Origin of the sequence: Sulfitobacter noctilucicola, from assembly GCF_000622385.1 — a bacterium.
GTDB classification, from domain to species: Bacteria; Pseudomonadota; Alphaproteobacteria; order Rhodobacterales; family Rhodobacteraceae; genus Sulfitobacter; species Sulfitobacter noctilucicola.
In genome coordinates, this window is the sequence record NZ_JASD01000008.1 from 854,868 (window position 1) to 869,255 (window position 14,388).

The 14,388-nt window shown below is 54.1% G+C and carries 15 protein-coding genes; 6 read left to right on the plus strand and 9 right to left on the minus strand.

Features of this window, described 5'->3' with window-relative positions; translation table 11 throughout:
- Positions 1 to 5 precede the first annotated feature (5 nt).
- The 5 genes from lptC to Z946_RS0107970 all read left to right on the plus strand — a co-directional run bounded on the left by lptC (position 6) and on the right by Z946_RS0107970 (position 3,191).
- Positions 6 to 614 (plus strand): LPS export ABC transporter periplasmic protein LptC, encoded by a 609-nt coding sequence (lptC, locus tag Z946_RS0107950; protein WP_025055198.1) that lies wholly within the window; start codon positions 6 to 8, stop codon positions 612 to 614.
- Positions 615 to 619: 5 nt separating this feature from the next.
- Positions 620 to 1,114, plus strand: coding sequence for a lipopolysaccharide transport periplasmic protein LptA (gene lptA, locus Z946_RS0107955; RefSeq protein WP_025055199.1), 495 nt, complete (start codon positions 620 to 622; stop codon positions 1,112 to 1,114).
- A complete protein-coding gene (gene lptB, locus Z946_RS0107960) occupies positions 1,114 to 1,869 on the plus strand; it encodes an LPS export ABC transporter ATP-binding protein (protein WP_025055200.1) in 756 nt (251 codons plus the stop codon). Before lptA ends, lptB begins: the two co-directional genes overlap by 1 nt.
- Before the next feature lie 247 nt (positions 1,870 to 2,116).
- A complete protein-coding gene (gene hpf / locus Z946_RS0107965; RefSeq protein ID WP_025055201.1) occupies positions 2,117 to 2,680 on the plus strand; it encodes a ribosome hibernation-promoting factor, HPF/YfiA family in 564 nt (187 codons plus the stop codon).
- A gap of 46 nt (positions 2,681 to 2,726) precedes the next feature.
- Positions 2,727 to 3,191 (plus strand): PTS sugar transporter subunit IIA, encoded by a 465-nt coding sequence (locus Z946_RS0107970; RefSeq protein ID WP_025055202.1) that lies wholly within the window; start codon positions 2,727 to 2,729, stop codon positions 3,189 to 3,191.
- A gap of 49 nt (positions 3,192 to 3,240) precedes the next feature.
- On the opposite strand, the gene Z946_RS0107975 is transcribed toward Z946_RS0107970, so the two are convergent.
- The 9 genes from Z946_RS0107975 to cysQ all read right to left on the minus strand — a co-directional run bounded on the left by Z946_RS0107975 (position 3,241) and on the right by cysQ (position 13,398).
- Positions 3,241 to 4,671 carry a sulfotransferase family 2 domain-containing protein gene (locus tag Z946_RS0107975; protein WP_025055203.1) on the minus strand — a complete coding sequence of 477 codons (1,431 nt, stop codon included), beginning with the start codon at positions 4,669 to 4,671 and terminating at the stop codon, positions 3,241 to 3,243.
- Positions 4,672 to 6,369, minus strand: a complete 1,698-nt coding sequence (locus Z946_RS0107980) for a DUF5927 domain-containing protein (protein ID WP_025055204.1) — start codon at positions 6,367 to 6,369, stop codon at positions 4,672 to 4,674. It lies immediately after the preceding gene.
- The gene (locus Z946_RS0107985; RefSeq protein WP_174416564.1) at positions 6,366 to 7,352 is read right to left on the minus strand and encodes a glycosyltransferase family 2 protein; all 987 of its coding nucleotides are present in this window, start codon (positions 7,350 to 7,352) and stop codon (positions 6,366 to 6,368) included. Before Z946_RS0107985 ends, Z946_RS0107980 begins: the two co-directional genes overlap by 4 nt.
- Positions 7,353 to 7,423: 71 nt before the next feature.
- Positions 7,424 to 8,425, minus strand: a complete 1,002-nt coding sequence (locus Z946_RS0107990) for a glycosyltransferase family 4 protein (protein WP_160170273.1) — start codon at positions 8,423 to 8,425, stop codon at positions 7,424 to 7,426.
- Between the two features lie 196 nt (positions 8,426 to 8,621).
- Positions 8,622 to 9,605: a UDP-glucose 4-epimerase GalE gene (galE, locus tag Z946_RS0107995; protein ID WP_025055207.1), complete on the minus strand. Its 984-nt coding sequence runs from the start codon at positions 9,603 to 9,605 to the stop codon at positions 8,622 to 8,624.
- Between the two features lie 30 nt (positions 9,606 to 9,635).
- A complete protein-coding gene (gene galU / locus Z946_RS0108000) occupies positions 9,636 to 10,523 on the minus strand; it encodes a UTP--glucose-1-phosphate uridylyltransferase GalU (protein ID WP_025055208.1) in 888 nt (295 codons plus the stop codon).
- 45 nt (positions 10,524 to 10,568) lie between these two features.
- A complete protein-coding gene (locus tag Z946_RS0108005) occupies positions 10,569 to 11,804 on the minus strand; it encodes a glycosyltransferase family 2 protein (RefSeq protein WP_025055209.1) in 1,236 nt (411 codons plus the stop codon).
- Positions 11,801 to 12,601 carry a 3-deoxy-manno-octulosonate cytidylyltransferase gene (locus tag Z946_RS0108010; RefSeq protein ID WP_025055210.1) on the minus strand — a complete coding sequence of 267 codons (801 nt, stop codon included), beginning with the start codon at positions 12,599 to 12,601 and terminating at the stop codon, positions 11,801 to 11,803. Before Z946_RS0108010 ends, Z946_RS0108005 begins: the two co-directional genes overlap by 4 nt.
- Positions 12,601 to 13,398, minus strand: a complete 798-nt coding sequence (gene cysQ / locus Z946_RS0108015; RefSeq protein ID WP_025055211.1) for a 3'(2'),5'-bisphosphate nucleotidase CysQ — start codon at positions 13,396 to 13,398, stop codon at positions 12,601 to 12,603. The genes Z946_RS0108010 and cysQ overlap by 1 nt, the downstream gene beginning before the upstream one ends.
- Before the next feature lie 115 nt (positions 13,399 to 13,513).
- Between cysQ and Z946_RS0108020 the strand changes: the two genes are divergently transcribed.
- Complete coding sequence (locus tag Z946_RS0108020) at positions 13,514 to 14,338, plus strand: ABC transporter permease (RefSeq protein ID WP_025055212.1); 825 nt, start codon at positions 13,514 to 13,516, stop codon at positions 14,336 to 14,338.
- The last annotated feature ends 50 nt before the right edge of the window (positions 14,339 to 14,388 follow it).

A 14,388-nucleotide genomic window follows, 5' to 3' on the forward strand; every position in this document is an offset into this window, starting at 1 on the left:
GGCGTATGCAAGCCGACCGCTATTCCCGCTTTGTCGGTTGGCTCAAGGTGCTGCTACCGCTTTTGGCGCTGGGTCTGCTTTCAACCCTTTTTCTGCTCTCGCGTGCAATTGATACAGAAACCGTAATCCCTTTCGCTGACAAGGAAATTCAGGACCGTCTGCGCGATCAGCAGGTAACGGGGCCTGTGTACCAGTCCGTGACGGCCAACGGGGATCAGATATCTTTTGCGGCGCAGAAACTGACGACACCCCAAGGTCAGACCGATGGCAACGAAGCGGAAGAGATTGAAATTAACATGGAACTGGCTTCTGGCTCGACCTTGATGGTTACTGCGGATCGTGGTGTTCTTGATATCTCTCAGGACACTGCCGATCTATCGGGTGACGTGGTGATAACCACCTCGACAGGCTACCGGATTGAAAGCCAGAAATTGACCACGTTGATGTCTACGACACAAGTGACGTCGCCCGGTCCCGTTCATGCCGACGGTCCGATCGGCACGCTGGACGCAGGCGCTATGACGCTCAATCCTGCGATTGACGATGAACCTGCCCATTTGGTTTTCACAAATCAGGTGAAGCTGATATATATGCCCAAACAGGATGAAGAGTGATCCAAGTGAAACATCTGCGACTCGTACTGCTGCCCTTGTTCCTGGGTGTTTTTACGCTGCCCGTTCTGGCGCAAGGGACGAACGTGGCCTTTGGTGCTCTGCGTCAGGATACCGGCCTTCCCGTTGAAGTGACGTCGGACAACCTGTCCGTTGATCAGGAAACAGGGACCGCCGTTTTCACCGGTAATGTGTTGATCGGGCAAGGCGAGATGCGTCTGTCTGCGCCGCGTGTACTGGTCGTCTATCTTGAGGCCCAAAAGGGGATAGAGCGGATGGAGGCCACAGGCGGCGTGACGCTGGTTTCCGGCCCGGACGCTGCAGAATCGGAGCGCGCTGACTACTCCATTACCGAAGGCACGATTGTGATGACAGGCAACGTTCTTTTGGATCAGGGGTTGAACGCACTAAGCGCGGATAAGATGACGGTTCAGCTGTCGGATGGCACGGCGCAGATGTCGGGCCGTGTGAAAACCATCATCCAGACAGGTGGCGATAACTGATGCCGCCAAAGCTACAGGTTGCCGAAGGCAGCGCAGGTTTGCGGATCGAGCACCTGCGCAAGTCCTATCGCAAGAAAACCGTCATTCGTGATTTCTCGATGCACCTGAACAGGGGCGAAGTGGTCGCGTTGCTGGGGCCAAACGGGTCAGGGAAAACCACAACATTCTATGCGGTCGCCGGGCTTGTCACACCTGAAGGCGGGACCGTCATGGTTGACGGCAAGGACGTGACAATGCTGCCGATGTATCGGCGTGCGCAACTTGGCATCGGCTATCTGCCACAAGAAATGAGCATTTTTCGCGGTTTGAGTGTTCAGGACAATATCAGCGCGATTCTGGATATTTCGGTTCCGATCCGCCACCAACGACGCGAACGCCTGGAAGAGTTGCTGTCGGAATTTTCAATCGAACACCTGCGCCGCGCCCCTGCCCTTGCGCTATCTGGCGGCGAACGGCGGCGCGTGGAGATCGCACGCTGTCTTGCCGCCAATCCCAACTATTTGCTGCTCGACGAACCGTTTGCGGGCGTCGATCCGATTTCAGTGGGGGATATTCGGCATCTTGTCGCCGATCTGAAAAACCGCGGCATCGGCGTGCTGATTACTGACCATAACGTGCGGGAAACACTCGAGATCGTCGACCGTGCGTATATCCTACACGAAGGCAAAGTGCTGATGTCCGGCACGCCTGATGAGGTTGTTCAGAACGAGAATGTGCGCCGCGTCTATCTCGGTGATAACTTTAGAATTTCTTAAGAACAGACCGGCAAATCCGGTATTTATTTGCCTGCGCGACAGTCTCCCACCATTGACTTTGAAGCCGTTTTCGCAGCTGATATAGGTATGGCAACACTGCGTTCCTGTTTGATCCTACCTTGGTCTCAATTGCGAGGCACCAAACAGATTAATCTGGACACAGCGCCATTTACCTAAATTCCCAAGCGTCCGAACACCACAAACGTGGTGCCTTTGGGCGGTGCGGAATGACCAGCAAGGAGAGTTTATGCGGTACCAAATCAGTGGCAAACAAATCGACATTGGCGATGCGCTTCAAACACACGTAAAAGAAGAACTGGGCGAAGCGGTGAACAAATACGCACAGCGTCCGACAGATGCGCATGTGGTATTTTCAAAGTCGGGACACGAGTTTGTCTGCGAAGCAACCGTACATCTTTCGACAGGACTAACAGCATCTGCCAAGGCACACAGCACCGAGATTTACGCCGCTTTTGACGGCTGTAACGAGAAAATGCAGAAACAGCTGCGCCGGTACAAGCGGCGGTTGAAAGATCATCACAAGGACCGGGCGGAACCTGTTGAAATGCTCGGCGCTTCCTCTTATATCCTCGCCTCAGATAGCGATTCCGAAGCGCAAGAGCCGGACACGCTTCAGCCGATGATTATTGCAGAGATGCAGACAAAGATTGCAACTCTGTCCGTAGGCGAAGCGGTGATGCAAATGGAACTGGCGGGCGCACCGGTACTGGTGTTCCGCAACGAAGGTAAAGACGGGTTGAATGTTGTTTACCGCAGAGAAGACGGAAACATCGGCTGGATCGATCCATAGGGACAACGACGAAGAGATAACTCTTCGCTAGTACAGAGCGAGCTGAATGAAATTTTCGAAACTCCTCAAGCCGGAGGCCGTCAAAGTATTGACGTCGGCCTCCAGCAAAAAGCGCTTGATGCAAGAGCTGGGCGATCTGGTGCACGTGGCCTACGGGCTGGACGCCGGTCGCGTGGTAGAGGCGCTGAACCAACGTGAGGCATTGGGTCCAACTGGCGTAGGGCATGGCGTTGCTTTGCCACACGCGCGGCTTGAAGGTCTTGATGAAGTTGTTGGTGCTTTTGTCGTTCTGGACAAGCCCGTGGACTTTTCATCGGTAGACCGCCAGCCCGTGGACTTGGCGTTTGCGCTTTTTGCGCCTGAGGATGCAGGTGTTGAACACCTGAAAGCACTGGCGTTGGTTTCACGTACCCTGCGGGATACATCAATCTGCACCAAACTGCGTGCAAATCAGGACGCGGGCACGCTTTTCACTATCCTGACAGCCGAGAACTCCGTTCAGGCAGCCTGATCTACTCAGAAAAGCAGGTAAGCTCGGGGGCAGAATACGCCCCTGACTGCTATGCCCAGCGCGAGAATCCGAACATCAGATAATCACGCTGATACGCTTCCGATGTCAGCTTTTCGATCTGGTCATCGTAGATGTCGGCCAGCGCAAATGGTTGTTCCTCTGGTGCGACTGGCACTTCGGGGACGTTCTGGCACCCGACTGAAAGAGCCAGATCGCCCAGCTCTTTCGCCAGATCAGCTTCTCTGAGCACGTGGTCGGGCAGACAGAATTCACCAAAGCCTGATATCGCCTGATGTTGCGTACACCACGCGGCGTCCACGCGTATTGAAGTCTGCCCAGACAGGTTCCCCTTCAGGAACTTGAGAAACGCCACAAAACCTTTGCGGTGGGCATTGAGGTCATATCCCGCATCCGGCCCGTTCTCAGGCAGCGGCAGCTTGTAGCGCCGCACCATCGTTCTTCGCAGCTGAAGGAAGGATCCGCTATCGGCAGGCAGAATGTGCCTGCAATATGCTTCATGGGCGCGCTGAACAGGGTGCCGCAACACAGTAAAGCTGCGATGGCCTGGATGCTTTCGCTTCCATTGACGCACCTCTTTTTGCGACATCTTTGTAATCAGGTCGGAGCGGGTCACACCGTCAAGATCCGCCAACCAGCGCATGACTTGCGCTTGCGGGCCACTGCGTAATGGCAGGTACAACAACGGGGCATCAGCTGCGGCAACGTAGGACGGCACAACCGGCCCGCGTCGCGGTTCGAAATTGGGTGTCCGGGTCAGATCAAACCGGTCCATCTGCGATAACGCTTTCAGCATATCGTCGTAGTTATGAACCTTGGCTGAAATCGGGCTTGGGTTTTGCTTCTTCAGGCTTTTGTCCAGCGCTTCCAGCTCTTCATCAACCCCGAGATAACGCGCCAAGCCATTCATCACATCAACGCTTTGCAGGTCTTCGTAGGCCACGTAAAATGCGGTCTGACCTGAAATCTGCAACCGGTTAAGCAACGTCACCTGAAATGCTTGCAACGCCTCAAGATGTGCGGCGAATTCCTTTGGGTCGAATTGCGCCTGTGCAACCTTGTGCGCTTTGACATCTGTCAGTTTCCACTGGCCGGTCTCCTGCGCGATCTTCCAGCTGACATAGCTTTCAACAGGATTGCGGGTCAGAATGATCTTGGCACAGGATGTGTCTTCCATGACCGCATCAAAAACGCGCGGGTCGTGATCATGGAAATACCTGAAGCCGCTTAGTCGTGCTGTATTGTTCTTTATCGCCGAAAGCAGAACTTTCGGGTCGGCGTCGCGGGTCTTTTGATCGATGCCAAGGATTGGCTCACTTTTCGGATAACCCATAAAATGGGGATTGAACGCTTCCCCATGACAGTTGATGCCTTCAAAAGCGTTCAGATTGGCCTCAAGAAAGTTCGAGCCCGTCCGCATTTCTGCAAAGACGACAAAGCTCTGGAATTTCGTGCTTTTCATCTATTGTACCAGATAAGGTTTTCGTTGCGCCTTGGGTGTGGCCGTCAGCCCGCGCTCTACGGGGAAATCCCCCATAAGGTAGGGGTGCATCCCCTGGTTCTTGAGATTCTGAAGGAATTGACCAAAGCCTGACAAATCAACCATCTTTGGCGCTTCGGAAAGACGGCGCAATTTGGTGCGTCCGATCTCGTCCAGAATACCCTGCAAAGGCTCCATCGGTGCTTCGATAAATTCTGCCATTGTCCAGATGCGTACGCGCGCCTTGGTGTAAGGAGAGCGCAGAATGTCCATATGCTCGCTCTCGATCTTTTGCAGGTTGGCCGCCTTCGCACGAATCTCTGCGAAATCGAGGTTCGAGCGGAACAACGGCACAGCCCATGCGCCGGTAATCACCGAAACCTGCGCATTCGGATCTTTGGCCACGCGCCAACAGACATCCTGATTGTCCGCAGGGCCGAACTGAAAACACTGGCGTTCACCACGTGTGTTCCAGATCAGATTGGTCAGAAACCCCTTGCCGTTGTAGTCACGCAGAACGGGGTTGTCGGACAGCGCCCCGTTCAGCGCAGTCTGGCCATCAGCGTAATGGACGCGGTCCTTTGCAAATAAATGCCCGTGGACGCGCGCGCCCGTCGCGGAAGCAAGCCAAGGTTCGAAATTCTCGAACAGCTCTGAAAAGCCCTGAAACATCGAATAGGGTGCAGCAGTCACACCGTTTTCCCAATCCTCGTTCGGGAAACGGCTTTGCATATACAGGCCGGATCGGCCGCGCGTCCGCCGCTCCACCGCCTTTGAGAATATCCGGTCAATCTTGCCCGGATTGGGTTCGGTTTTTTTCATCGCGCCAGCGGCATCGGTCAGAAACGCATCATAGAGCCGCGCCGCATAAGGCCATATCTTGCGTGCTACAAAGCAGTCAGACCGGCGCAAAAGTTGCAGGTGGTCGTCATAGAAAATGTGTGGTTTCCCCTGAAAGTCGAATTTGGACAAGGTCAGGGAACGACTTTCGATGTTGTTCGAATATTGCCGCGCCAACGTCTGGAAGTAACTCTCATCCGGGATCCAGACCTGCCTGAAGAACCGGTCGTAGGTTGCTCTTTCAGGGTCCTGCAAGATCGCTGACAGGGTGCGCCGCGACAGACACCACCACTGCGACCCCATGTGCGGAGTGATCCCGTTTGGCATTTTACGCGCCAGATGAAAGCGGCGCTGGATATCGACAAAGAAATCGAACAGGAACCGGTTGCGCTTCCATGACACCGGAAATCTCAGGGTGAACCGCTCTTCATCAAGGCCACCCACGGTCCATGGAACCTCCGACGTTGTCGCGCTTTCGATGAAATCCTTATGCGGACGTTCAGCCAGATAGTCGATCAATTCCTGCACAGGGCGCAGCGGCAGACAGGAGCCGGATGCGAGGTAGACATGTCGCACGTCGGCATGATGGGCCAACAGCATTTCCGATGCGGCCTGCGTTGCCTGCACGATACCCCAAGTGCCCCACTCACATCGGTATCGCCCACTAAAAGACACATCCTTGAGGTCGGACAGGGCCGTCACGAAGGATTCGTATGTCCGCTTGTCCACAATCTTGTCGACATGAATGACCACCGGACAGCCGGCTGCCGACCAATGGCGGGCCACCTGTTCGGCGCGCCCAAGGGCCGTGTGTACCAACATGACGATGCCAACAGTCATGCCCAGTTCCCTTTGGACATCAGACCCAGAATCTCAAGCTGTCGCCAATTGATGTAGCGTTCAGACCATTTACACCACAGCTGGGGGTCATGCTTGAGCTGTTCGGCATAGGCGAGGTATTCGACCGACCCCGCATAGTGCTGTGACCGCTCCAGCTCTTCCGCGGCTTTGGCCCCGAACGTATCCAGAAACTTTGCATGCAACAGAACGCCTGAAGCCTTTTCGCCGCCCCATTCATCGTAGACCTGATTAAGACCCCGAGGCAGCAACATATGCGTAGAGCTGACATAGGCGTAGCGTTTGTCCCATTTGACCAGCGGCACTTTGTTCAGCGCCGGAGCCTTCTCCGGATTGTTGGGGAAAAACACCCGCGCACGGGGACCGCCCTGTATCCAGAGGTTTGTAAAACGGTGATTGCGAGAGATCGTGTAGTTCCCGCTATCAAACCAGCAGGCGATATCCATGGGGTTCTGACCTGCTTGGTACGGTTGCTCATCCAGCCGTCCCTTGGGGTACATATCCAACAGCATCGCAGAAAAGGACTTGATCGACGATGCATCAAGCCAATCCGTCAGCGCCCGCAGCGGACGGGTATCGCAGAACGGAAAGACAAGAAATTCATCAGGATCGACGGTCAGCGCCCAATGACCATGGGCATATTTCATTTGCAGCCAGTTCAACCAGTCGACGCCAAAGCGCGCGCGCTTATAGCTCGCCTTGGTAGTCCAGATGGACACATCGGGCTGATCGGCAAGGTAGTCCAGCGACCCGTCATCGCTATCGTTATCCACAAAGAAGAAATGGCCCACGCCCATCTTGCGGTAGTAGTCCAGGAAATAGGGTAGCCGGATCATCTCATTGCGCTGGGTGCAGAACAGCAAAAGGTCGTCCGCACGGATTTGCCCCGTGCGGTTCGCAATCCGCTTGAGTTCCCGGCGTTTACGGATCGCCCGGATACGCCAGCGCTTACGTTGAAGCCTCAGTCCATATGACCGAAAAATGCCCAATCACCACCTCTTACCCTACCGGGATAACATCGTTCGTTGGGGTGATATCATGTTAACCTTAACACGGTCTTGAAATGATCAGCCCATGTCGGACCGTCAAAAATAACATCACTGCCTGCTGCTGACGACGTTTTCTGCCAGTTCTTGATCGTTTTTAACCATAAATCAGCGTCTAAAACAGGTGCAAAAGAAGCCGAAGTACCTAAAACTTCACGTAAAACCGGTAGATCGTTGCATAAAACACGCGTTCCCAGACTGAGCGCTTCTATAGGAGGCAACCCATACCCTTCGGCGTGCGACGGGAACAGCAAGCCTGCGCTATTCCGAACCAACGTCATCAGCGCCTGATCTGATAGGTTCGAATGTTCTTTCACTGCCGATTGCGGTGGCAGGTGGTCCAGTCTGGAAAAGACATCTTCGTTGTTCCAACCACGCCGTCCGCAGATAAGTAGAGGCGGTGCCTCGGGCCCCATTTTTTCCCACAGATCCAGCAGAAAGCCGTGGTTTTTTCGCGGCTCGATCGTGCCAACTGCAATGAAATACGGCTGATCCGGTAAAGGACCGGAGGGTACAGATTCAATCTCTGTTGATGAGGTAATTGCCCCCAAATGCGCAACGATACCCATTGGCACCGAACCCCACCTGGACATGATTGCTTCGGTGCGCATTTGCGTGTCTGAAGAATTGTAGATGATGCGGTTCGCTGTCTTCGAGACCCGGCGCAGCTTTCTTTCAAAGGGTTTCACAGTACCAGGGCGCTGGAACTCGGGATATTCCAGAGGAATGACATCGTGAACCATAACCGATATATCGCCACCCGCAATCTGAACGCTGCGCAAAACCCGCTCTGTCAGGTTGCTGTGGCCGACGTTGAAATATTTAAAGCCGTCAGGCATCCGTCGCGCCAACATGCGCCGCAATCCGTTGGGCAAACACCGGCTGTTAGCATGCTGTCTCACAAACGTTTCGGCTTGCATTACAAGCGCGTCGCGTCTTTTTGCCAGCCGCGACAACAGCTGCGCATCCGGCCAAGTATCATCGCCGTTCAAACGAAGCGAAAAAGCCCGAAGCCCGTCGCGGTCCAGCAAAACATATCCGAAGGCCGTTCGAAACAATCCGTATACAGGCACCTCATCAGTCAGGAACCGATCAAGATAGGCTCGCTCAACCCGATCCACACCCGTAGCAGTACGCCCTGCACGGCGCAGGCTCCTTGTCAGATCAAGCAGCCTAGGCTTTGACATATCAGCCCTCGTAATGGCCCGACTGATGCCATCTCCAAGCGTCCGTGATCATTTCTTTCATGTTTGACCGGTGCGGTTCCCATCCAAGCTCGTTGATCGCTCTTTGGGAGCCAGAGACCAGTTTGGTGCAATCTCCTGCACGGCGGGGGCCCTCAACATAAGGCACTGCGCGGTTGGTCACAGCATGACTTTCGTCCAATACCTCGCGCACCGAAAACCCCGTACCTGTACCCAGATTGAAGACCCGACTGTCTTTCCCCTCACGCAGCCATTTCAGGCCTAGAATATGCGCGTCTACCAAATCACAAACGTGCACATAGTCCCTGATACAGGTACCGTCCGGGGTGTCGTAATCTGTACCAAATATAGTTAACGCATCCCGCTTTCCGTCAATTGCATCAAGCATCAACGGCACGAGGTGGGTCTCGGGTCTATGGTATTCGCCAACGTCACCCTCCGGATCAGCACCAGCGACATTGAAATAGCGAAAGATCACATGCCGAAGTCCGTGCGCGACTTCGAAATCGCGCAGCATATCTTCGATCGCCCTTTTAGACGCACCATAGGCGTTGATCGGCATCTGTACGCTGTCTTCGTCAAGCACCACGTTATCCTGATCGCCGTAGGTCGCGCAGGTGGACGAAAAAACAAAATCAAGACATCCGGCTGCGACAGCCGCTTCCATGAGGCTAAGCGATCCGGCGACATTGTTGCGCCAATATAGACCCGGATCTTGCATGCACTCCCCGACAAGGCTCAGCGCTGCGAAATGCATAACTGCAACAGGTTCATACTGGGCAAAAACAGAGTCTAATTTGGCTCTGTCAAGCAGATCTCCCTGCTCGAAGGGCCCGAATTTTACCGCGTCTTTCCATCCGGTCACAAGACTATCGTAGGTAACGGGTATAAATCCCGCAGCCTTCAACGCTTTGCAGGCGTGTGATCCGATGTAACCGGCACCACCTGTCACCAACACATTTTTCATTAGCAGCTCCGAACGCAGTCTTTGTTCATCTCACGCGTCATCATCAAGCGATATTGAGCGCAGATAGGTCCGCAAATCGTCTCGCAATTCAGGGCGCGCCAAACCGAAAGAGACTGTCGCCTGCAAGAAGCCGGACTTTGACCCGCAATCAAAGCGCTGACCTTTGAAGCGGTAACCGTGTACATTGTCTTCCTCTTCGATATCCTGCGCGATTGCATCCGTGAGCTGGATTTCACCATTCGCGCCGGATTTCATCTTGTTAAGATTGCGCAGGACACTTGGTGACAGAATGTAACGGCCGATCACGGCAAGATTGGAAGGTGCCTTATCAGCGTCGGGCTTTTCGACCATTCCCTTCACTTTGACCATCTCACCGTCTTGCTTGCTGATGTCCAGAATGCCGTAGGCGGAGGCACGCTCCGGCTCTACCTCCATTGCTGCAACCATGTTGCCACCAGTTTCCTCATAAGCCTCTACCATCTGCTGAAGGCAGGGCTTCTCTGCTGCAATGACATCGTCAGGAAGAATGACAGCAAAAGGCTCGTTGCCGATTAGGCGACGTGCGCACCACACAGCGTGACCAAGACCAAGCGCCTTGTGCTGGCGGATATAGGCGATCGCACCGCTGTCCATATTGGTCGATTTGAGAACGTCGAGAAGGTCCGTCTTTCCCTTCTTTCGCAACTCCTGCTCAAGTTGCGGAGACAGGTCGAAGTAGTCTTCCAACGCACCCTTGCCGCGCGACGTAACAAAGATGAATTCCTTGATCCCCGCTGCACGGGCTTCGTCAATGGCATACTGGATCAGAGGACGGTCAACGAGGGTCATGATCTCCTTCGGGACCGACTTTGTCGCGGGCAAAAACCGCGTTCCCATGCCTGCAACCGGAAAGATCGCTTTTGTTACCTTTTTGCGCATCGAATACCTCAATCTGTCCAAGTCGACTATGTCGACCCTATGTCTTTACTCTTCATTCAAACCGCGTTGTTTGCCAACACGGGTTCTTTCCCTTTCAACACGCCGAGACCGCGTTGTCATGCAAATTAGCGGATCGGAGCGCACCGATCTGCCGAAAAGACCGCCTTTTTGCACCCAAATGCCTTCGCTATGGTACATTATGCGATGATATCTAGCATCGGGTGACAGCGACATCAGGGTGACAATCTCATTCTTTTTCACCCGACTTAAGGCTTGTGCCAAATCTCTTTTAAACCGCATAGGACGGGTTGCGATCAGTACTGATTGTTTCTTTTCTGACGGGAAATTTTGAAAGGGCTGAACCGGATGGGTTGCGATCCTTTCGGGTGATATCTCCCGCTTACTACCCTCTGCAAACCCCTGATCGAGACGCTTCATCAAGTGCCGCACGCCTATTGGGTCTAATCCACCACTGACCAGATGGCGCAGGAGGCGACGCCGCTCCTCAGATCTCAGGCGTTTCCACTGCGATTTCCACTCAGCCTCGACCAGATGTTTACGCATGAAAACGGCCCAGCTCGCGCCTATGTCAAAGAGATCCTTTGGTATACGCTCCCGGTTGCGTATGCTGTTGGCTGCAAAGCCGTGGTGCACTTCGGCCAATGGAACGAGAGCCGTCGCAAACCCCGCGCGGCCCAACCTCATATTCAAGTCGGTTTCATCCAAAAAATAGTGGTACGCCGGATCGAACCCGCCCAACTCGACCAAGACACTACGGCGGAACGCCATGTTGGTGCCTTCGGTCTTGATTGCCCGCCCTTTCGGTGGATGCAGGACCGTCGCCTGTTCGGGGTGCAGATCAAGATCATGGGCGATGCCTAACCGGTCCAGACTTCGACCTTTCCATTGGTAGGATATGCCGTTTCGTCCCCGAACAAATCCGCCCATCGCAGCGACATCACTTTGTGCAGCCGGTGCCACCAGATATCTTAGCCATTGCGGCTCAGGCACAGCATCATCATCAATAAATGCGACGACGTCACCAGCCGCTTGTGCAATGCCTAGATTTCGCGCTGCTGAAATATTGGGCACATCGTAGGCCACCAGTTTCAAATCACTCGCAAAGGGGAGGTTTTCCGCGACAGCGATGCCCGCCGGATCAGCGACGACAACAACCTCGAAGTTCGAATACTGTAGTTGTGATATCCCGGTCAGACATCGTATCAGCGCATCAGCGCGATCTCGGCTTACGACGACGATACTGACAGGGATATCTGTCATTCAAGGTCCATATTTGCCATCATAGACTCTATTCTCGGCACATCTTCGGGATTGTTGAGCTCCCAGAATTCTCTTCCCTGAGCTTTCACCTCGACACATAGAACCGCATGTCCATTTTCCATGAACCGAAGCTGCTCAAGCCCTTCGAGTTGCTCGAGCGGACCTACCGGCCAAGACGCATAGCTGGCCAAGGCTGCAGGCCGGTATGCATAAACCCCGACATGATGGAAAACTGGCGTTTGATCAGAGCCTGAATAAACTTCTGAGGTAAACGGTACGACTTCTTTCGAGAAATAGAGCGCCGTGTGACTGCGATCAAAAACTGCCGTTGTGCCACCGACGCGTCCAGCTTTCCGATCAGCAAGCAGCCCGTTCAAAGCAATGCCATCGCAACGCAAAACCGGAGTTGCGATACCCGCATCCGGCGCATCACGCAGACCCTGTACAAGGCTTTCGACAAACCAATGCGGTGTAAGTGGCGCATCACCTTGTAGGTTCACCACGATGTCATAACCGCCGCCCAGCGCATCATGCGCCTCTGCGCACCGTTCCGTCCCGTTCGCACAATCAGTCGAAGTCATGACAACTTCGGCCCCGAAACCTTCAGCCGCGTCCTTGATGCGACCATCGTCAGTAGCAACAACAACCTTATCGACGCCGGCAACCTGCATCGCAGCCAGCCATGACCGCTCAATCAAACTGCGCGATACGCCCCCCGCCCCTTTCAGAGCGGCGAGCGGCTTACCGGGATAGCGCGAAGACGCAAAGCGTGCTGGTATAACAATCAGAACCGACATCAGGCAGGCTTAAGCGCGACTGTCGGGGCATGGGCGATAAAGAAAGGATTTGCGAAATCCTCTTTGCCATAAGTGAGCAGTGAATGGTCATCAAAGCGGACAACCTTCCCCCCAGCACCCGTCAACACTGCGTGCCCTGCTGCCGTATCCCATTCCATCGTGCGGCCCAGCCGCGGATAAAGGTCTGCCTCCCCCGTTGCGATCAGACAGAACTTGAGCGAAGAACCCGCGCTGGTCATGTCCCGAACACCGTATTTCCCGATATAGTCATCCGTCGCCTGATCCCTGTGAGATTTGGACGCAACCACCATCAAGGCGGAATTGTCCGCATCAGAGACTGATATCGGCTTGGTAGGACCGACTTGGTCCTTGTCAAAGTCACCGGTCTCTTCCACTGACTGACCGTCGGCCAAAGTGAAGAACATGCGCGATTTTGCCGGTGCATAAACAACGCCCCGTGTGGGCTGACCCTTTTCGACCAGCGCGATGTTCACCGTGAAATCCCCACGGCGGTGAATAAATTCTTTGGTGCCGTCCAGCGGATCAACAATCAAAAAGGTATCACCCCGAGCTTCGTGCGTTGCTGCCTGCTCTTCGGTTACCAGCATCACATCCGGAAAGGCAGACCGCAGTCCCGCGCTGATAATTGCATCCGCCGCCTCATCTGCTTCGGTGACAGGACTGTCATCAGACTTCGATTTTACATCAAAATCATCGCGACCATAGATCTCCATGATTTTGTCGCCCGCCTCCAATGATAGCTTGCGCATCACACTCACCAGTTTTTCGTAGTCCATGCCCGGTGTTTCCTTTAGCTTTTGTTGATCCTGCAGTTCAGCCTCCTTATGCTGGAGCGATAACGGAACAGCAAGAATTCCGTGCGATGGTCAAAAGCAGGTTCAAGGCAGCATCATGTTTCAGACAAGACGCAAACCGCAAGGTGGAATTACATCGGCCCTGTCTATCGCGGAACTCGTGTACCATTCGGTCGTCCGCAGCGTGCGCAGGCAACACAATAACGCCTTTGTCGCGATTGCGATGAATATTATGCAGACGGTGCTGTTCATTGCAGCGTTCTATGTCATGTTTTCTGTTCTTGGTATGCGGGCCTCCGCAGTGCGGGGCGATTTCCTCATCTATCTGATGACCGGCATCTTTCTTTATATGACGCATATCAAAGCATTGAGCGCCGTGCTGGGTTCTGAGGGGCCAGCCAGCCCGATGATGCAACACGCTCCGATGAACACAATCATCTCGATCCTGTCAGCTGCTGTGGGCGCGCTCTATATTCAGGTTCTATCCCTTGTTATTGTACTTTTTGCCTACCACGTGGCGTGGACACCGGTTGTGATTGATCAACCCTTCGCTGCTTTTGGCATGTTGGTCGTTGCTTGGTTTAGCGGATGTGCCCTTGGTCTCGTCTTTTTGGCGCTAAAGCCATGGTTTCCCTCAATCGTCGCTTTGCTTGCCATGGTATACCAACGGGCAAACATGGTCGCTTCTGGTAAGATGTTTCTCGCGAATTCACTGCCGAGCTTCATGCTGTCTATGTTTGACTGGAACCCGCTTTTTCATGTGATTGATCAGGCGCGGGGCTTTGCGTTCATCAACTACAACCCACGCTATTCGGATTGGCACTATTCAATGTGGATCGGCGTTGTTGCGCTAATGATTGGGTTGATGGGCGAGTTTTACACACGCCGCCACGCCTCCCTCAGCTGGGATGCACGCCGCTAGATTTGTGCCAGATGGGTTTCCGAGGTCTTTTGTAAGCCTACACATCCCGT